Annotated in this window: 16 protein-coding genes; 7 read left to right on the top strand and 9 right to left on the bottom strand. The window is 70.0% G+C overall.

Annotated elements, in window-relative coordinates; translation table 11 throughout:
- The gene (locus OEB96_RS30830; protein ID WP_266220378.1) at positions 1-1,605 is read left to right on the top strand and encodes a glycine--tRNA ligase; all 1,605 of its coding nucleotides are present in this window, start codon (positions 1-3) and stop codon (positions 1,603-1,605) included.
- An 8-nt stretch (positions 1,606-1,613) separates the two neighbouring features.
- On the opposite strand, the gene OEB96_RS30825 is transcribed toward OEB96_RS30830, so the two are convergent.
- On the bottom strand, positions 1,614-2,333 hold the full coding sequence (locus OEB96_RS30825) for a hypothetical protein (RefSeq protein ID WP_266220377.1): 720 nt from the start codon (positions 2,331-2,333) through the stop codon (positions 1,614-1,616).
- A gap of 91 nt (positions 2,334-2,424) precedes the next feature.
- Here OEB96_RS30825 and OEB96_RS30820 point away from each other — a divergent pair, with 91 nt between their 5' ends.
- Positions 2,425-2,709 carry an oxidative damage protection protein gene (locus OEB96_RS30820; RefSeq protein ID WP_266220376.1) on the top strand — a complete coding sequence of 95 codons (285 nt, stop codon included), beginning with the start codon at positions 2,425-2,427 and terminating at the stop codon, positions 2,707-2,709.
- 161 nt (positions 2,710-2,870) lie between these two features.
- On the opposite strand, the gene OEB96_RS30815 is transcribed toward OEB96_RS30820, so the two are convergent.
- A complete protein-coding gene (locus OEB96_RS30815) occupies positions 2,871-4,088 on the bottom strand; it encodes a rhomboid family intramembrane serine protease (RefSeq protein WP_266220375.1) in 1,218 nt (405 codons plus the stop codon).
- A gap of 107 nt (positions 4,089-4,195) precedes the next feature.
- Between OEB96_RS30815 and OEB96_RS30810 the strand changes: the two genes are divergently transcribed.
- A complete protein-coding gene (locus OEB96_RS30810) occupies positions 4,196-4,717 on the top strand; it encodes a hypothetical protein (protein WP_266220374.1) in 522 nt (173 codons plus the stop codon).
- Between the two features lie 9 nt (positions 4,718-4,726).
- On the opposite strand, the gene OEB96_RS30805 is transcribed toward OEB96_RS30810, so the two are convergent.
- The gene (locus tag OEB96_RS30805; RefSeq protein WP_266220373.1) at positions 4,727-5,305 is read right to left on the bottom strand and encodes an HD domain-containing protein; all 579 of its coding nucleotides are present in this window, start codon (positions 5,303-5,305) and stop codon (positions 4,727-4,729) included.
- A 114-nt stretch (positions 5,306-5,419) separates the two neighbouring features.
- Between OEB96_RS30805 and OEB96_RS30800 the strand changes: the two genes are divergently transcribed.
- Entirely contained in the window at positions 5,420-7,099 is a 1,680-nt protein-coding gene (locus OEB96_RS30800) for an AAA family ATPase (RefSeq protein WP_266220372.1), read from the top strand.
- A gap of 15 nt (positions 7,100-7,114) precedes the next feature.
- Here OEB96_RS30800 and OEB96_RS30795 read toward each other — a convergent pair whose 3' ends face one another.
- The 3 genes from OEB96_RS30795 to OEB96_RS30785 all read right to left on the bottom strand — a co-directional run bounded on the left by OEB96_RS30795 (position 7,115) and on the right by OEB96_RS30785 (position 12,827).
- Positions 7,115-9,892 carry an energy transducer TonB gene (locus OEB96_RS30795; protein WP_266220482.1) on the bottom strand — a complete coding sequence of 926 codons (2,778 nt, stop codon included), beginning with the start codon at positions 9,890-9,892 and terminating at the stop codon, positions 7,115-7,117.
- 157 nt (positions 9,893-10,049) lie between these two features.
- Positions 10,050-11,960 (bottom strand): M61 family metallopeptidase, encoded by a 1,911-nt coding sequence (locus tag OEB96_RS30790; RefSeq protein WP_266220371.1) that lies wholly within the window; start codon positions 11,958-11,960, stop codon positions 10,050-10,052.
- A 132-nt stretch (positions 11,961-12,092) separates the two neighbouring features.
- Positions 12,093-12,827, bottom strand: coding sequence for a hypothetical protein (locus OEB96_RS30785; protein ID WP_266220370.1), 735 nt, complete (start codon positions 12,825-12,827; stop codon positions 12,093-12,095).
- 215 nt (positions 12,828-13,042) lie between these two features.
- Here OEB96_RS30785 and OEB96_RS30780 point away from each other — a divergent pair, with 215 nt between their 5' ends.
- Positions 13,043-13,453, top strand: a complete 411-nt coding sequence (locus OEB96_RS30780; protein WP_266220369.1) for a carboxypeptidase-like regulatory domain-containing protein — start codon at positions 13,043-13,045, stop codon at positions 13,451-13,453.
- Between the two features lie 16 nt (positions 13,454-13,469).
- Here OEB96_RS30780 and OEB96_RS30775 read toward each other — a convergent pair whose 3' ends face one another.
- The 3 genes from OEB96_RS30775 to OEB96_RS30765 form a co-directional block, all read right to left on the bottom strand.
- Complete coding sequence (locus OEB96_RS30775) at positions 13,470-14,147, bottom strand: cupin domain-containing protein (protein WP_266220368.1); 678 nt, start codon at positions 14,145-14,147, stop codon at positions 13,470-13,472.
- A gap of 72 nt (positions 14,148-14,219) precedes the next feature.
- Positions 14,220-14,471: a hypothetical protein gene (locus tag OEB96_RS30770; RefSeq protein WP_266220367.1), complete on the bottom strand. Its 252-nt coding sequence runs from the start codon at positions 14,469-14,471 to the stop codon at positions 14,220-14,222.
- Positions 14,472-14,612: 141 nt separating this feature from the next.
- Positions 14,613-16,301 (bottom strand): TolC family protein, encoded by a 1,689-nt coding sequence (locus OEB96_RS30765; protein ID WP_266220366.1) that lies wholly within the window; start codon positions 16,299-16,301, stop codon positions 14,613-14,615.
- Positions 16,302-16,594: 293 nt separating this feature from the next.
- Here OEB96_RS30765 and OEB96_RS30760 point away from each other — a divergent pair, with 293 nt between their 5' ends.
- Positions 16,595-17,242, top strand: a complete 648-nt coding sequence (locus tag OEB96_RS30760; RefSeq protein WP_266220365.1) for an RNA polymerase sigma factor — start codon at positions 16,595-16,597, stop codon at positions 17,240-17,242.
- Positions 17,239-17,814: a hypothetical protein gene (locus OEB96_RS30755; protein WP_266220364.1), complete on the top strand. Its 576-nt coding sequence runs from the start codon at positions 17,239-17,241 to the stop codon at positions 17,812-17,814. Before OEB96_RS30760 ends, OEB96_RS30755 begins: the two co-directional genes overlap by 4 nt.
- The last annotated feature ends 11 nt before the right edge of the window (positions 17,815-17,825 follow it).

Genomic DNA, 17,825 nt, shown 5'->3' with positions numbered 1-17,825 from the left:
ATGTCCGAGCCGATCGCCGAGACCGACCTGATGTCCAAGCTCGTCTCCCTGTGCAAGCGCCGGGGCTTCGTGTTCCAGAGCTCGGAGATCTACGGTGGCCTGCGCAGCGCCTACGACTACGGGCCGATGGGCGCCGAGCTCAAGCGCAACCTGATGGCCGAGTGGTGGCGCCAGATGGTGCACAGCCGCGAGGATGTGGTGGGCATCGATGCGTCGATCGTGATGCACCCGCGCGTGTGGCAGGCCAGCGGCCACCTGGCCAACTTCGCGGACCCGTTGGTGGACTGCAAGGTCTGCGGCGAGCGCTTTCGAGCCGACAAGGCCCCGCGAGCCGAGCCCGGCAGCGATGCGGTGATCGAGCTGGCCGACAAGGGTCGCGCCAAGGCGGCGCTCGATCGGGTGGCAAAGCTCGACGAGGTCGTGCAGGCCGGGTTCACCCTCACCCGCGACGGCAAGTCCTTGCGCGGGGCCAAGGCGGGCGAGCGCGGCTACGTGTGCCCCAACTGCGCCTCGCCGTTCCTGAGCGAGGAGCGGCAGTTCAACCTGATGTTTCGCACCAGCCTGGGACCCGTGGATCCGGTGGGGGACGTGATCTCGGTGATGCGCGAGGCGATCGCGGCGGGCAGGGACGATGGCGAGGTTCGCCGAGCGATCGAGGCGGCCATGGCGAGCAGCGCGGTCTACCTGCGTCCGGAGACCGCACAGGCGATGTTCGTCAACTTCCTCAATGTCCAACAGACCACCGGGGCCAAGATCCCGTTCGGCATCGCCCAGATGGGCAAGAGCTTCCGCAACGAGGTCAAGGTCGAGCACTTCATCTTCCGCTCCTGCGAGTTCGAGCAGATGGAGATGGAGTACTTCGTGGAGCCGGGGCAGGGCCCCGCGTCGCTCGAGTACTGGAAGGAGGAGCGCATGCGGTGGTGGCGCTCGATCGGGCTGCGCGAGGAGAACCTGCGGCTGCGCGCCCACGGCCCCGACGAGCTGGCCCACTACAGCGACGGCTGCTTCGACGTGGAGTACCGCTTCCCGTGGGGCTGGGACGAGCTCGAGGGCATCGCCAGCCGCACCGACTACGACCTGCGGGCGCACAGCGAGGCCTCGGGGCGCAAGCTGGTGTACTTCGATCCCGAGGCCAACGATCCGGAGACGGGCAAGAAGGGCTGGCGCTACCTGCCCCACGTGATCGAGCCGGCTTCCGGAGCGACCCGCGGGGTGCTGGCGGTGCTGTGCGATGCCTACGCCGAGGAGCCCGGCGACGCCGACGGCAAGGGCGCGCGTACGGTGCTGCGGCTGCATCCGCGGCTGGCCCCCGTCAAGGCCGCGATCCTGCCGCTGGTCAAGAAGGACGGCATGCCCGAGGTGGCGCGCAAGATCGTCGAGCGCTTCCTGTCCGAGGGCATCAACGCCAAGTACGACGAGCAGCATGCGATCGGTCGCCGGTACGCGCGGCACGACGAGATCGGCACGCCCTACGCGATCACGGTGGACACCGAGACGCTGCAGGACGACACGGTCACCGTGCGCTGGCGCGACACCAAGGAGCAGCGCCGGATCCCGGTGGCCGAGGCGGTCGACGTGGTCAAGGCGGCGCTGGCCGATGCGTGATGCGAAGGTCAGGGCTCGCCGGTGAGCGCGGGTGGTTCGGACCCACAGACCTCGGCCAGCCCGTCGGCGAGCGCTCGTAGCTCGGCATCGCGCTGGCGGACGATGGTCGTGAAGATGGTCCGCGCCAGCAGGAACGACAGCCCGCCCCAGGCCACGAGCATCACCGGGATCATCACCGGCATCGCCAGCACCGCGATGCAGATCGGCAGGATGAAGCCCAGGCCCGCCGCCGTCATCGGCAGCGCCATCCCGAGGAACAGGCCGCCGCCGAGCTCTCCCACGCGCTCCTCCACTCGAATGAGGCGCCGGCCGGCCCGCACGACGATGGACACCCGCACCTTGCGACCGAGGCCGCCATGCCAGGAGAGCCGTCGATCACCGGTCTCGAGGCGGCCGGGCACGTCGAGCCGTCGGTTGAGCTCGGCCACGACCTCGTCCCAGTGGCCGCGGCCCTCGCCGGCCACCACCCGCTCGTGAACCAGGTGCAGCGGGGCGCCCAGGGCTCCGCCGTGCACGGGCGCGGGCGCGGGCGGAGCCGGTGGTGGCCCCTCGATCGCCACCTCCTGCGCTGCGCGCCGCACGAGCGCGGCGTCGATGCCCGCTTCGGTCGCGGCTGCCTCGAGCTCGCGCAGCGACAGGCTGCGCCCCTCCTGCGCCTGGAGCTCGGCTGCCCGGCGCAGGATGAGCGCCGATTCCTCCTCGGAGAAGCCGGGTCTGCCCTCGGACATGCCCTCGCGTGATAGCACGGGTCGAGTGCGCGTGGGTTTGGCATCCACGGCTCGTGGTCGCTATGCTCCGCGCCGGACCGGAGGCCACCCGATGAACGGACCGCGCATGGTGTTCTGCAAGAAGCTCGGCAAGGAAGCGCCCGGGCTGCCCTTCAAGCCCTTCACCGACGATTTCGGCCAGCTCCTCTACGACAACGTGAGCATGGAGGCGTGGCAGATGTGGCTGCGCGAGTCGCCGCGCTACGTCAACACCTACGGCCTCGACCTGCAGAGCGACAAGGGACGCGAGTTCCTGCGCGACCAGATGAAGGTGTTCTTCGGGTTCGAGGAGGGGAACCTGGCCGATACGGCCTGGGTGCCGCCGTCCAAGGAGTAAGAGTAGGCAGGCGAAGCCTGCCGGCAAGGCCCTGCGGCGCCGGGAGGCGACGCTCCCGAAGGGGCCGCCATGAAGAGCGACGGCGAAGCCTGCCGGCAAGGCCCTGCGGCGCCGGGAGGCGACGCTCCCGAAGGGGCCGCCATGAAGAGCGACGACGATCCCTACGGCGGCAGGGCGACCGCGGTGCCGGGGGCCGGGCGTGCGGGCACGCGCACGCGGTGAGCGACCTCGCGACGCCGCCAGGCGAGCACGAAGGGGGTGACCCCGAGCCCGGTGAGGAACCCGCCGAGGTGGGCGAACCACGCCACGCTCTCCGCCCCTTGCCCGGTGCCGAACAGCCCCATCACCACGTGGAAGGCGACCCACACGCCCAGATACATCCACATGGGGACCTGGAGCTGGATCCACAGGATCACCTGGAACAGCCGCTGTCGCGGGAACGCCCAGAGGTAGGCACCCAGCACCCCGGCGATGGATCCGGAGGCCCCCACCACGGGCAGTGCCGTCTTGGTGGTGAGCAGCGCTTGAGCCACCGCGCCCACCAGCCCCGCGGCGAGGTAGAACGCGAGGAAGCGCCAGCGCCCGAACAGGTGCTCGACGTTGTCGCCGAAGGTGTAGAGGAAGTAGGCGTTGCCCAGGATGTGCACCCAGGTGCCGTGCAGCAGGATCGAGGTACCCAGGGTCCACCAGTCGCCATTGGCCTGGAGCCGCCCGGGGACCAGGGCCCAGGTATAGGTGTCGATGACGCCCTGCACCTGCAAGAGGAACAGGCCGAAGAGCCCGACGAGCAACGAGAGCACCACCCATGGGGTGCCACGCGCCGGGTTGTCGACCTCCACCGGGAGATGGGTGAGCACCTGCGCGGCCCAGATGGCACCGCGTCGGAGCCAGCGCTCGGTCTTGGTGCCCTGTCCCTCGCGGGTGCTGGCCTTGGCCAGCTTGCGGCGCTCGTGACCGTCGAGCCAGATCCCACCGCATCGCTGGCAGCGGTCGACCGGAGTTCGAATCAGGCCAGGGAGCTGCTGCTCGACCATGAGTCCGTGGCCATGGGGGCACGGGCGTTGCGCACGTCCGAGCTCGGGCGCGAGGACCTGCTCGACATCTCCAAGATCCCCCGAGAGGACATCGAGCTCGCCACGGTCGAACCAGGCCCCCATGCACACGGGGCACACGTCGATCTGAACGGTGGTCAGGACGGGGTCGGGACGGGTCCCCGGCCGTGTGCGCCGTCGCCAGCGATCCAGGAAATTCCCCGTATTCTCGACCGGTTGCCACGCCCCTTGGGCGCTTCGAGCGAGCACCACCGACACCAGCTCGTGGAGCCCGCACGATGAGCACTGGGCCGAGACTTCGGCCTGCGCACGGAGCGGGGTGGACATGTCGCAAACGAGTGTAGCGGGAACAGCGCGCGACCGAAACGTTCGATGATCGATTAACGTCCTAGGCGCCCCCCTCGGACGAGACCCCAACTCGGAGCCAGCTCGACATGCACACCCCCAAGTCGTTCGGAGCCCTTGCCCTCACCGTACCCGCCCTGGCCCTGGTCCTGGCCGCCGTTGGCTGCAAGGATCCGGAGATCAAGCAGGCCGGTCGCTCGACCAGGACCGTCAAGGCCAGCATCAGCACCTTCGATCCCAATGCCGACGTGGCGATCGACTTCGAAGGTGGCACGCAGCGTCCCGACGACTACGCGGTCCAGATGTCCTTCAACCAGGCGTTCGCGCCGATGGATGCCTGCGTGGTGGCGGCCAAGGAGCGCAAGGGCATCGCGGCCGACCAGGCGCTGCCGGGCGACGTGGACCTCGCGGTCAAGCTCGAGCCCAAGACCGGCAAGGCGGCGGCGGTCAATGCCACGCTCTCGGCGGGCAAGCTCGACAAGGACACCGTGCTCAAGGACTGCATCCGCGAGGCGGTGGCCACGGTGCAGTTCCCCAAGTACGACGGGCCCCCGGTGGTGGTGGAGCTGTCGACCCAGCTCGATGCCGGGTCGGCGTGGGAAGAGGAGTAGCAGAACCGGCTATCGCATGCGCCCGTCGTCGTCCACCCGCCGCACCTGCTCGAGCGACTCGGCGTACTCGTCGACGAGCGGGTGGGTCGGCAAGGCGCGGGCGGCCACGAGCAAGGCGTCGTAGCGCAGGATCTGTGCCTGTCGGCCGCGCTTGAGCTGAGCCCAGGGGTCGCCGAACTCGAGCGCACACACGACGATCGATCGCAGGTTGTCGATCTTGTCGGCCAGCGTGATCGCCTGGGCGTCCCATGGCTTGTGCGGGAAGCGGTCGAGGTACTGCTGCTTGCGCTCTTCCCAGGGCAGGGTCTTGTCCTCCTCGGAGACCCACTGGACGAGCTGGGCGATCCTCCGACCGAAGCGCGTGCGCAGATCCTCGAAGGTGGCCGGGGTGTCCTCGAGCACGTCGTGCAGGGCGCCCGCGGCCTGCACGTCCTCGGCAAAGCCGTGGCGCGCCAGGATGCTCACCACGCCGGCCGGATGGCTCATGTAGGGGACGCGCAGCCCCGGGTACTTGCGCACCTGGTCGGCGTGCCACACCGCGGCGTGGTCGAGCGCGCGCTTGAGGAGCAGACCGGGAGCATCGTCCATGAGATCGAAGTAGCAGCCGGCCCGTCCGCCGCCAAGCCCCGAGCGGGCTAAGGCCGAGCCGAGGCGTGGGGCTTTGGTGGTGCACGGGGGCCGGCGACGCTATCGTGACCCCCGATGCGCCTGCCCGGACCCGGCCCCTCGGACTTTCGCCAGCTCCGGGAGGAAGGTCGCTTCTATGTCGACAAGACCGCGTGGATCGCCGAGCTGCTGCATCGACCCGAGCAGGTGGTGCTGCTGCCCCGGCCCCGCCGTTTCGGCAAGACCCTCAACCTCAGCGCCCTGCGCTACTTCATCGAGCGCTCCGAGGAGGAGCGCCGGTCGCTCTTCGAGGGGCTGGCGATCGCCAGCGCCGGGCCGGAGGTGCTCGAGCACCAGGCGCGTCACCCGGTGGTCGCGCTGAACCTCAAGGACGTGGGGCTGCCCGATCTGGCCGGCAGCATCGAGGCCTTGCAGGGACGCATCGCCGAGGTCTGCGGCGCCCATCGCTCGCTGCTCGACAGCGCAGCGCTGTCTCCCGAGGACCACGCGTCCTTTGGCCGTCTGCTGCAGGGGACCGCCTCTCGCGCCGAGCTGCGGACCAGCCTCCAGCGCCTCACCCGTTGGCTTCACGCCCACCACGGCGAGCGCTGCGTGCTGCTCATCGACGAGTACGATGCCCCGATCGAGGCCGGCTTCGCTCATGGCTACTACGATCAGATCGTCGACGTGCTCCGCGGTGTGCTCGGCGGTGGGCTCAAGGACAACCCGCACCTCTACCGCGGCGTGCTCACGGGGGTGCGTCGGGTCGCCAAGGAATCGCTGTTCTCCGGGCTCAACAACGTCGTGGTGCTCAGCCTGCTCGCCGACCCGTTCCGCACCAGCTTCGGCTTCACCGACCAAGAGGTCCGCACCGTGCTCGAGGCGGCCGGCCACGTCGAGCACCTCGACGAGGTGCGGCGCTGGTACAACGGCTATGTCTTTGGTGGAGCGGTCGTCTACAACCCCTGGTCCGTGCTGAGCTTCGCCGCCACGGGTCGGGCTCGCCCCTACTGGGTGGCGCCCAGCTCGGATCACCTGCTGCGCACGCTGTTCCTCGCGGGCGGCATCGATCTCGCCCGGGAGGTCCCCGTGTTGCTGGCCGGCCAGTGCCTGCGCCGCGCCCTCGACGAGCACGTCGTGCTGCCCGATCTCGAGCGCAACCCCACCGCGATCTGGAGCTTCTTGGTCTTTGCCGGCTACCTCAAGGCCGAGGTCGTCGAGGACTCGCCCAAGGGGGTCGTGGCCGACGTGTCGATCCCCAACCTCGAGGTGGATGGCCTGTGGCGCGAGCTGTTCGTGCGCTGGCTCGGCGAGCGCATGCACGGGATCGGGCAGGTCGACGCGGTGGCCCGGGCGCTGCTCGAGGGCGACGCCTCCACGATGGCCGCGCTGCTCGGCGACCTGGTACGAGACGTGCTGTCGGTGCACGACACTGGCACCGGGCCCACCGCCCCCGAGCGGGTCTATCACGCGTTCGTGCTGGGCCTGCTCGCCCACCTCGAGCCCGAGCATCGCGTCCGCTCCGAGCGCGAGTCGGGCTACGGGCGCAGCGACGTGCTGATCATTCCCCGCCGGCCCGGCCAGCCGGGAGTGGTGCTCGAGCTCAAGCGGGTGCTCGAGGACCGCGGCGAGTCGCCCGATGCTGCGCTCGCGTCGGCCCTGCAGCAGATCGAGGCGCGGGACTACGCGGCGGAGCTGCGCGCGGCGGGGGCGGAGCCGGTGCGCAAGGTGGCGATTGCGTTCGCGGGCAAGCGGGTGTGGGTCAGGGCCGAGTAGCGCCGTGCTCCAGCCCTAGTACTCGAGCTTGAGCCCCAGCGAGGGGATGATGGGCAGCGACGGGATGTTGCTCTGCGCCGAGTAGTCGTAGGCGTAGTTGACGAACTCGGCATTTTGGCGGTTGTAGACGTTCTGCACGTCGAGGTAGGTGGTCAGGACGACTCGCTTCCACGTGAAGCGCTTGTCCACGCGCAGATCGAGCTGGTGGAACGCCGGCACGCGGGCCGAATTGTAGGGGCCGGCGAGCGGGATGTAGCCGCCGCCGGACGCGTCGTAGGTGGCGCCGACCACCGGGGTGTAGGGATTGCCCGAGACCAGGCGGAAGCGCGCGCCCACCTGCCAGCCCTTGGGTAGGCGGTAGACGCCGATGAGGGTGAGGATGTGGGTCTGGTCGAGATCGAACAGCCGCCAGTCCTCGTCGGGGTCGGGCCTTCGCTCGCTGCGCGAGAGCGTGTACGAGAGCCACCCGAACACGTTGCGAGTGAGCGCCTTGCGGACGAACAGCTCGCCGCCGTAGATGCGGCCGAGCCCGCGGCTGTCGAAGTTCTCCAGGCCCACCTCCCCCTCGTCGCGCAGCACGAGGTCGGAGGAGGGCGCGGCCAGATCCCACAGGGTCTTGTGGAAGCCCGTCACCTCGATCCGGATGTCGCGCACGAAGTCGCGGCCCACGGCGAGGCTGCTGTGCAGCGCCTTCTCGGTGAGCACCTCGGGGTTGCCAAAGCGCGGGTTCCACTCGGGGAAGTCGGGGATCTGGGAGTAGAGGCCCACCCCGCCCTTGATGCTGGTGCGGTCGCCCACCTGCCACAGGAAGCGAACCCGCGGATCGGTGGTCGTGCGCTGGAGCAGCAGCGCGTACTCGGTCAGCCGCACGCTGGGGTAGAGCACGAAGCGCTCGCCCAGGTTGATCACGAACGTGCTGTAGATCGCGGGCTGGAGGATGGGCTCGTTGGACTGGATGCGCAGGCGCGTGTCGTTGGAGCCCGCGCCCGGAGTGGGCACGGGGACCGACTCGGCATCGATCTCGAGCCGGCCGGCGAGCACCTGCGTGCCCACGGTCCAGTAGATCGAGGGGCTTGCGCGGTAGCCGAGCTCGGCGCGACCCGAGAACGTGTGCGCGATCAGGCGAAAGCGAAACAGCCCGCCCGCGCCCGCGCCCACGTCGTCGTAGCGATAGGACGGCGTGATGAGGAAGTCCCACGGGCCCTCGCGGCGGGTGTAGGCCAGATCGGCGCGGTGGAACGTCAAGGACGTCTCGAACTGGTCGCGATCGCTGGGCTCGATGTCGTTGGGGTTGGGGGCAATGAGCCGCGTGCGATCGTCGGAGCCGAACACCTTGGCCGAGAGGTTGCCCTTGGACACCGGATAGTCGAACAGCACCTGGTAGTCGTAGTAGCGGGGAGCCACCGAGATCGACAGGCCGGCGTCGTCGGGGATGACCGCGGGCAGGATCACGTCGATGTAGCTGCGGCGGCCGCTGACCACGAACGAGCCCTTGTCCACCGGGCCCTCCGCGAGCACGCCGGTGTCGAACAGGTCGCTGTCGATGTAGCCGTGGTAGCCGTCGCGACGGCCGGCCCGCGGCTTGACGTCGATGACGCCGCCGATCGCGTCGCCATAGCGTGCGTCGAAGTTGCCCGGGATGAAGTCGATCTTCTCGAGCACGTCGGAGTTGAACACCGAGGTGATCCCGCCGAAGTGGAACAGCTGCGGGATCTCGTGCTCGGCGAGGAACACGGCCGAGTCGGTGGGATCCGATCCGCGGATGACGATGAGGCCGATCCCGAGCGGCGCGCGGGCGATGCCGGGGAAGTTCTGGATCGACTTTAGCGCGTCGCCCTGGGTGCCGGGGAGGTTCCTGATCTCCTCGGTGCTGATCGTGCGGCGGGCGACCTCCTCGCGCTCGATCCGCTCGCCCTCGACCACGGTGCGGTAGGGGTTGTCCTCGAGGCGCTTGGCGTAGTAGCGCACGTCGAGCGCCTCGCCGGCGGGCAGCGCCTCGACGACCTCGAGCCGATCGTAGCCCTCCTGGAGCACGATCACGCGGATCTTGCCGCTGCCCGCATCATCGGGGATGCCGGCGATGGTGAAGCGGCCTTCCTCGTCGGTGAAGGCCCGGACTTGCCAGGGCGGGGCCGGACGCTGGCGGTAGTCGGTGCGCCGCACGGGGCCGACCTCGTCGTCGGGCTCGGCCGGGATCACGACCACCCGGGCGTTGGTGATGGGCGTGCGGTCGCCGGCCTCGAGCAGCTGGCCACGCAGTCGCACGGGGCCGGTCTCGGCATCGGGCGCGGTGGCGTCGTCGGTGGGCTCGGTGTCGTCGGGCTCGGTGTCGTCGGGCTCGGTGTCGTCGGGCTCGGTGTCGTCGGGCTCGGTGTCGTCGCCGGGCTCGGGCGCGGGCTCCGGGGGCGCGAAGTCGATCGGAATCGGCAGCACGACCTCGATCTCTCGCCCCTTCCAGCGCGCCGCGGTGTAGCGCAGGCCGAGCACGGCGCTCGCGGCCGCCTCGTCGAGCAGCGGGTGCACGCTGGTCACGACCAGCGGGTCCTTGGGGATTCCGTCGACGCCGATCGTCACCTCCACCACCACGCGCCCGGCCGGCGGAGGCTCGAGCGCCTTGGCGGCCTCGGGGTAGTCGATCGACACGCCCTGCAGGAGCACGGGCGGCTGCACCTCGTCGGCCGACACCTCGGGGGCGGGCCCGACCGTCCTCACGGCCGCGCGCGCGAGATCGGGCAACGCGAGCACGCCTGCCCCCAGGGCTCCGAGCAAGGCCGCACGCGTGACTCGGTGCATCACCGCGCGCGGATTATGCCGTAGCCGCGCGCGGGGTGGTACACGCGCCGAACAGGACTCTCGTGGCACGGGGTCGGCTCGGACGGGATCTCGGGCTCGGACGGGAGCACGGGCTCGTCGGGAGGCTGACGGGCGCGGAGACTTCGAACGTCGCCGTCTACTCGCCACCCAGCCACGCCTGCCGCAGGCGCTGCTGCTCGGCCGACAGCTCGGCCTGCGGCCGTAGCGACAGCGCGATCGTGCGAGCGGTGCTCTCGGCCACGGTCAGCGTGCGCTCGAGCAGCCGCTCGCCGCGGAACAACGCGATCCGCACCGACTCACCGGGCACGTGGTCGGCCAGGCGGGCCTCGACCGCGCTGCGGGTGGAGGTCCGCAGCCCGTCCACCGCCACCACCACGTCGTGGAGCATCAGCCCCGCTCGATCGGCGGGCGAGTCGGGCTCCACGTTGCGCACCTCGGCGTTGCCCGAGAGCTGCAGCCCGGTGTGCAGCCGCTCCAGTCGCTGGGTGCGGCCGAGCACGTCGAGGACCTTGCCGTCGTCGTCGAGCCAGGGGGCGGAGATCTTCACGTCCACCCCCACGCGGGGCAGGAGCTCGGGCAGCGGCAGCTCTTCGGTCCCGTCCACGTAGCGCGCGAAGAACCACGCCATGTCCTCGCCGGCCTCGGCGCTGGTGGCCGCCACCACGTCGTCGGCCGAGATTCCCCGGCCCTTGGCCCCGTGGCTGGCCATCAGGCGCCGAAACAGCCCCGCGAGCGACCCCTCGTGCCCATGCGAGGCGGCGCGCAGCCGCAGCTCGAGGTCGAGCGCGATGCCCACGAAGTCGCCCTTTTCGTAGTAGCTGATGGCCACGTTGGGGTGGTTGTCGGCCGGCATGTAGGCCTTGGTCCAGGCGTCGAACGACAGCGACGACAGCGGCGCGTAGTTGCGGCCTGGCTTGCCCAGGTAGCTGCTGAAGCGCTGGCCGAGCTCGCGCACGTAGTCGTGGGGCTCGACCAGGCCCGCGCGCAACAGGCTCTGCGCCTCCATCGTCTCGGTGAAGCCCTCGTGCAGCCACAAGAGCCGCGAGTGGTTCTCGCGCCCATAGTCGAACGGCCCCAGCGCACGGTCGTGGATCCGCTTGACGTTCCAGGCATGGAACAGCTCGTGGGCCGCGAGCCGAGCCGCGCGGGCGTAGCCGTCGTCACGGTCGAAGTCGGCGCGGCGCATCATCATCGAGGTGCTGCTCGCGTGCTCGAGCCCGCCGCCCCCGACCTCGGAGACCCGCAGCAGGAACACGTAGCGGGAGAAGGGCAGGCCTCCCATCAGCTCTCCCTGTGCCTCCACCACGCGCCTGGCGTCGTCGACCAGGCGGCGCAGCTCGATCGCCGTGCCCTCGGCGCCGGTCAGCACGTACTCGATCTGGGCGCCGTCCACCTCGAAGCGCTCGACGGCCGGCGTGCCCAGCTCGATGGGCGAGTCGACGAGCGTGTCGTAGTCGGGCGCCGTCAAGCGGACCACGCCGTCGCTGGCGGTGGGATCGGCCGCGAGCGCGGTGTGAGCCGACCATCCCGCGGGCAGCATCACTTCCACCTCGGACGGCCGGCTCTGCTCGCCCATCACGTAGAGGAACAGCGAGGCGCCCACGAGGCTGGCGTGTTGGTCGTCGACGTGGCTCGTGCGCACGCTGGGCTCGGCGGCAAACACTCGGTAGCGCACGGTGAAGGGGCGACCGCCGTGCTCGACGCGCCAGGTCTGCTTGTCGAGGCGGCGGGTCTCCAGCGCACGGCCGCGGTCGTCCTCGGCTCGCAGGTCGTACACGTGCCGGGCAAAGTCGCGGATGAGATAGGAGCCGGGAGTCCAGGCGGGCATCGCCACCTGGGCGTGGCGCCCCGAAGGGGAGGTGACGTCCATCGCCACGTGCACGTACTGGCGATGGGGCGCGGGGATCTCCACGCGGTAGCGAACGGGCGCCGAGCTGCCGGGGGGCCTGGCCTGGGCCCGACGGGGCAGGGCGCAGGCGGTGAGCGCAGCCGCGAGCAGGACCAGCAGCAGCCCGAGCGTGCCTCGATGGATCGTCGGAGCGAGCATCGCGGGCAGGATACGCCGGGCCCGGCGGCGGCTTGGTACCTGCAAGCGAGATCCGACGGCGGCCGAAGAAGCAAGGAGGCGGAGAGCCCAGGGCTCTTCCGCCTCCTTGCTTCGGCGTCCGTGACCGCCGGGTTAGGCTCGGCTCGCGCGCAGGTATCGGAGCATGGGGCGACCGTAGATGAGCGGCACCATCAGCAGGAAGATGGCGGCCATCAGCCCCCCCAGCGGGCCGTAGATGATGGGCGAGCCGGTGGGGGTGATGAGCAGGTAGCTCGTGACCGGCACCCCCAGCCAGCCCAGGCCGTCGGCCAGCGCGATGAAGCCCGCGCCACCCAGGGCCAGCACGCCCCACGTGCGCCCACGCACCAAGCCCCAGAGGCCGCCCACGCCCAGGGCCAGCGCGACCAGCTGCAGCCCCTCCGGTTGAGGCGCCAGGGCGTAGAGGATGAGGAAGGGCAGGGTGGTGCCGGCGGACTTGACCGCGCGGCGCATCAGGATGAGCGACTCCTCCTGGAAGTTCCAGCGCTCGGCCGTGGCCTCGGAGTGCTCGTAGCGGGCGGCCATGCCCTCGCCCAGCAGCAGCAGCCAGATCGCCAGGTGCGTGAAGCCGAAGAACGCGATGAGCGGCTCCATCCCCACCTTGATCAACACCAGCAGGATCAGCGAGCCGAAGTTGCCCACGCCGATGGCAAACCACCGGGCCCAGAACCACTCGGCCGCGAGGCCGACGAACGCCAGCCCGTAGCACAGGGCCAGGCCCAGGTAGGCGGCGAAGGTCTCGTCGGGTCCGAGCCCCGCCGTCATCGCGAACTGCGTGACGTAGAAGCCGAGGAGCAGGAGGGCGAATGCACGTCGAATTCCGACCATCGGGGGACCTCGTTTCGTGTCCCAGCCTACGATGGCACCCACGCCCGTGCAAAGGGCGGTGGCCCGACCCGCGGGGTCGCCGTTCCCGCGGGTGAAAGACCTCCCGCGAGGCTCCGTTCTCCCCGTGCGAGTCCGGTCATCGCTGGACGTGCCCCTCGAGCCCCGGTAGCGTGGGAAACGGGGTCGGCGATGGCAGTGGCCCGAGGAGCGTCCGCATGCGCACCATCGAGAGAGCGTCGCTGTTCGTCGTGCTGATGCTTGGCTCGGCCTGTCGGGCCCCCGCGGCCCCCAATCCCCCCGCTGGGCCCGGTCATCGGGGGGGTGTCACGTTCGTACGGGCTCGCTGCGCACAGACGAGCTCGTGCGTGCTGGGGCAGGTGGTCGCGGCCGAGACGGCGGCGCCGCTCTCGCGCGCCACCGTGTTCCTCGAGCGCGAGGACGGCGGCGGTGAGGCCGTACAGATCACCACCCTGACCGATGATCAGGGGGTCTGGAGCGTCGAGGAGCCCCCCGCGGGCAGCTATCGCCTGCGGGTGTTCAAGCGCGAGCGTCGGTTCGAGGTTCGGGGCCTGACCCTGGGCCAGCCGGGGACGACGATGGTCCCGGTGCGCTTGCCCCAGAGCTGATGCGATCGAGGCGGACTCAGCCATCGAGCTTGCGCTCGAGGGCGTCGAGATCCTCGTGCGCCACCGAGGACTCTTGCTGGAGCTTGCGCTTGAGCGCCTCGAGCTCGGACTCCACGATCTCGTCGAGCTTGGCCTTGCGATCGTCGGGCCGATGGTCCTGCCGTGGAGTCGAGGGCTCGGTCGTGCGGCCGGGGTCGCGCTTGGTGATCTCGCGCGCCCAGTACCCGACCTCGGCCTCGAGCGGATAGGTGACGACCCGCCGGGTTTGGCCCTCGTCGTCGAGCAGTGCGCCCACCACCCCCACCTTGCGAGCATCGGGGTAGACGCACACGTCGGGGACGACCATGGTCGAGATCACGAGGTAGCGCACCACCTCGACCCCGGTATTGGTGAGCTGGTGCGCATGGTCGGCGCCGGTCGGAAACGCCACGTAGTCGCCCGCTCGCAGCGGCATGCGCTCGGTGCCCAGGCGCAGGGTGGCTTCGCCGTGCAGCACGTAGATCGCCTCTTCGTTGGCGTGGTGATAGTGGAACGGCCACGCAGTCTTGCCCGGGTCCAGCTCCATCATGCTGCAGCCCAGGCCATGCCCACCGGCAGCCATGGCCAGCCGACGTCGACGATGGGCGAACAGATCACCCTCTCCGCCCGACTCCCAGGGCAGATCACCGCTATGAACCACACGCGAGCCCGACATGAGCTCTTGTGTACCGAGCCCGAGACGCCATGGGTAGACCAAGGCGTCTCGGGGACGAGCGCGAGGCGAGCCCTACTCTTCGGCCTCGGCCTTCGTCCCCTCGGCCTTCGTCCCCTCGACCTTCATGTTCTTGTACTGGCCTGCGAGGCCGCCGTCCTCCGGCTTGGGCGTGACGGCCCCGATGATCGAGAAGATGATCAGATAGAGGAAGACGCCGCAGAAGCCGGCCATGAAGATCAGCTGCATGATGCCCCCCGCGCTGCCCAGTGGCGGCTTGGAGGCCTGGAGCTCCCACTTGTTGTCGGCGATCTCGGATGCGGACATGTGACTTCCCCTGAGACCGTGGTCTTGGTGAGCGCGAATCACCCCACGGGTCGAGCCAGAACGCTATCACGCGCCCCCAACGGGGGACAACTCGAATGGCTGGGCCGCTGAACGAATGACCTCCGCGGTGGCGGCGGCCGGCTACTGCAGGTCGATGCCGTAGGCCGGCAGGATCTCACCGTTGAGCGCCTGAAGCTGGACCAAGGCCTTGAGGTAGCTGATCTGCGCGCTGAGCGCTTGTGCAGCGGCCTGATCGACCTGGTCGAGCCGCTGGAGCACGTCGTAGTTGGTGGAGCGGCCCACGTCGAAGCGCGCCTGCTCCGCCTCGAGGTTGTCCTTGGCGAGCTCGAGCGAGATCTCCGCCACCTCCATGACCTTGGCCGCGGTGCGCAGCGAGTTGGCGGACTGGATGGTGCCCGCCGCCACCTGCTGCCGCGCCTGGTCGAGCTGGAGCTCGGCCTTCTTGATCTGCAGCCGCGCCGCCTCGTGCTGTCCCTTGGGTCCGCGGTTTTGTACGTCCCAGGTGAGGTTGATCTGCCCGCTCAGGGTCCAGTCGGCGAGGACGCCATCGCGGATGTCGCTGCTGAAGATGTTGCGGAACGCCTCGGGCCAGCTGCCCTGGGTGCCGGGTTCGCCGGTGGTGGTATCCGGGACGCTGTCGACGCTGCGGCCCTGCGGGGTGAAGCTGCCGCTGACGTCGAGCTGGGGCAGGCGATTGTTGGCGGCCACCAGCTCGTCGATGCGGCGGCTCTCGATCCCGAGCTGGAGCTGGCGAATCTGGGCGTTGTTGGCCAGGGCGTTGTCGAGCTCGGACTTGATGTCGACGGGACGAGGCTGCACCACCGGATCGGTCATGGGCAGCACGCCCAGCGTGCTCTGATCGGCCAGCGACTCGCCCATCAGGGTGCGAAGGTTGAGGCTGGCCACGAGCAGGCCGTTCTCGGCGTTGATCACGTCGCTCTCGCGGGCGGCGAGGGCTTGCTCGACCGCCTTGGCGTCGACCGGCGACTGTCGCCCGGCGGCGACCAGCGCCTGGGTGCGCTCGAGCTGTCGCTGCGCCAGACCCACGCTGCGGCGCTTGTTCTCGAGATCGCGATGGGCGAACAGGAGGTCCCAGTAGGCGCTGATGATGTCGCGCACCATGTTCTGGGCGGTGATCTGTCGCTGGGCCTCGGCCTGGCTCACGGCGATGCGGGCGCGATTGATGTCGGCCCGGTTGACCCGCAGCCCGGCCCCGCGCAGCAGCGGATGGCTGACGGTGAGCGTGGGCACGAGCGCATAGCTGGCGAGCTGATAGGAGCCCGCGTTGGCGTCGAAGAAGTTCAGCGGCTGCTCGGTGAGGGTTCGCGTGGCCCGAACCGTGAAGTTGACGTTGCCGCCGGTCTCGAGATTGCGCGACACGCCGAAGTTGGCCCCCACCGAGCGCGAGCCGAGGGCAAAGGCGAATGCCGAGCCGCGCTGCGGGGACTCGGAGATGCTGCCGTTGACCCCCGCGGTGATGAACACGTCGAAGGCTCCGAGGGCGGCGCGGACCTGGGCCTCGGTGATCTGGATGTCGATGGCGTTGCCGGCCAGGTCGAGGTTGGTCTCGAGCGAGCGCTCGAGCACCTCCGACAGCTCGAGCGGATCGCTGTCGAACGGGGGCACGTAGTCGTCGGACAGGCCGGTCATCTCGACCGGCGGCAACTCGATGGGAGCGGGAGCCGCGGTGGGGCTGGTGGTCGCATCGTCGGCGGGTGCATCGGCGATGGGAGCGGGGCCCGGCGCGGGCGTCGGGGCGGAGGCAGGAGCGAACAGGAGTAGAGCGGCGATGTTCGTGAGAAGGTGCACGGCTAACCCCTCGTTCGAGACCCGGTGACCCTGTCGAACGCACCCGGCGGATACCGCCGTGCTCCACCGGGGTCAAGCGCATGTAGGGGAGGCCCGCGGGTGCGCCGTCTTGGACGCCATGGAGCGGATCGCTGTTTCGTGGCCGCTCGCCGGCGGCCGGGGCCGGGGGCCAGGAGAGGAGCGTGTAAGTCGCGGGGAGGGACCCCGTTGCTTGGGCCGAGGAGCGATGTTTCCCTGTGTGCCCTGCGCCCATGGCCTTCGAAGTGGCGCTTTCTTGCGCAGGCGCCGCGACGATGAGGCCGGCCGAGCACACCCACGTGAACACCACCCCCAGCGATGAGCAGCAGCGAGAGCAAGAACGTGCCCTCGTGGTGCGTGCCCAGGCGGGCGACACCGCGGCCTTTCGGGCGCTGTACCAGCGCTTCGCTCCGGCCGTGCATCGCTACGCGATCCTTCCGCTGGTCCACGATCGCGTGCTGGCCGAGGACCTGCTCGCGGACACGTTCGTGCGCGCGCTCGAGAACATCGGACGCTTTCAGTGGCAGGGCAAGGGCGTGCTGCCCTGGCTCATTCGCATCGCCAAGAACCTATGCCTCGATCACTTGCGAAAGTCGGGGCGCGTGGGCAGCTGGCCCACGGAGTACGAGCAGCTCGTGCCCGACCCGGGCGAGTGGAACGGGGAGACGCTCGCGGCCCATCGAGAGCTCACGGGCCTCATGCGCGAGCGCATCGATGCATGTCTCGAGGAGATCAATCCGCGGTATCGCAGGGTGCTCGAGCTGCGGCTGGTCCAGGGCATGGCTCGCGATCGCGCAGCCGAGGCCATGGAGGTCTCGATCGGTACCCTCGACGTGCTGCTGTTCCGCGCTTGCAAGGCGTTTCGCAAGGTCTACGTTTCGCGCTACGGCGACGGTCCACAGCGCGAGCTCGGATTCCCATGACCAACCACGACCCTGATCTCCAGGCGGATCTCCAGCCGGATCTCCAGCGGGCGCGCATCGATGCCGAGCTCGCCGCGTTGGGTGAGGACCCGGCCGACGACGAGGAGTTCACCTTCGTCGCCAGCGATCCATCCATGCACGACGACGTGCATGAGGCCGACGTGCGTACGGCCGACGTGCGTACGGTCGCGACGCTCGTGGGGCTGTCGCGCTGGGATCCGCCCGCCGACGGGCTGTCGGCGCTCGAGCGTCATCGCGTGTGGCGGCGCGTGGAGGCCAGGATCCCGGCGCTGCCGACGATCGTGGCCGAGCCCGGGCCGGCCGCGGCCAACGACGCCGCATCCAGCGGCTGGCGCGGCGTGGTGGCGAGCCTGGCGTTGGTGGCCAGCGTGACCCTGGTGCTCCACGTGCCGGTTGCGCCGCCCTTGTCGCCGGAGGACCGCGACGATCTGCGGAGCGCCGGTGAGCTCGCCCGTGCGCAGCTGCAGGGCGCGGCCGCACCGAGCGACCGAGCCCGCGAGCTGGCGCAGCGCTACGAGGCGCGGCTGCGGGCCGCACGAGGAGCCGAGTGATGATCCGACCC

The sequence above is a fragment of the Paraliomyxa miuraensis genome (assembly GCF_026337845.1).
Taxonomy (GTDB): Bacteria; Myxococcota_A; Polyangia; order Nannocystales; family Nannocystaceae; genus Paraliomyxa; species Paraliomyxa miuraensis.
This window is presented reverse-complemented; position numbering and strand designations above follow the sequence as displayed.

Bases quoted from the DNA above. Each gene is read 5' to 3' on its own strand.
- OEB96_RS30770 (WP_266220367.1), bottom strand. From the start codon at position 14,471: ATGTCCGCATCCGAGATCGCCGACAACAAGTGGGAGCTCCAGGCCTCC.
- OEB96_RS30760 (WP_266220365.1), top strand. From the start codon at position 16,595: ATGAGGCCGGCCGAGCACACCCACGTGAACACCACCCCCAGCGATGAG.
- OEB96_RS30820 (WP_266220376.1), top strand. From the start codon at position 2,425: ATGAACGGACCGCGCATGGTGTTCTGCAAGAAGCTCGGCAAGGAAGCG.
- OEB96_RS30755 (WP_266220364.1), top strand. From the start codon at position 17,239: ATGACCAACCACGACCCTGATCTCCAGGCGGATCTCCAGCCGGATCTC.
- OEB96_RS30830 (WP_266220378.1), top strand. From the start codon at position 1: ATGTCCGAGCCGATCGCCGAGACCGACCTGATGTCCAAGCTCGTCTCC.
- OEB96_RS30780 (WP_266220369.1), top strand. From the start codon at position 13,043: ATGCGCACCATCGAGAGAGCGTCGCTGTTCGTCGTGCTGATGCTTGGC.
- OEB96_RS30775 (WP_266220368.1), bottom strand. From the start codon at position 14,147: ATGTCGGGCTCGCGTGTGGTTCATAGCGGTGATCTGCCCTGGGAGTCG.
- OEB96_RS30825 (WP_266220377.1), bottom strand. From the start codon at position 2,333: ATGTCCGAGGGCAGACCCGGCTTCTCCGAGGAGGAATCGGCGCTCATC.
- OEB96_RS30790 (WP_266220371.1), bottom strand. From the start codon at position 11,960: ATGCTCGCTCCGACGATCCATCGAGGCACGCTCGGGCTGCTGCTGGTC.
- OEB96_RS30785 (WP_266220370.1), bottom strand. From the start codon at position 12,827: ATGGTCGGAATTCGACGTGCATTCGCCCTCCTGCTCCTCGGCTTCTAC.
- OEB96_RS30805 (WP_266220373.1), bottom strand. From the start codon at position 5,305: ATGGACGATGCTCCCGGTCTGCTCCTCAAGCGCGCGCTCGACCACGCC.
- OEB96_RS30810 (WP_266220374.1), top strand. From the start codon at position 4,196: ATGCACACCCCCAAGTCGTTCGGAGCCCTTGCCCTCACCGTACCCGCC.
- OEB96_RS30815 (WP_266220375.1), bottom strand. From the start codon at position 4,088: ATGTCCACCCCGCTCCGTGCGCAGGCCGAAGTCTCGGCCCAGTGCTCA.
- OEB96_RS30800 (WP_266220372.1), top strand. From the start codon at position 5,420: ATGCGCCTGCCCGGACCCGGCCCCTCGGACTTTCGCCAGCTCCGGGAG.
- OEB96_RS30795 (WP_266220482.1), bottom strand. From the start codon at position 9,892: ATGCACCGAGTCACGCGTGCGGCCTTGCTCGGAGCCCTGGGGGCAGGC.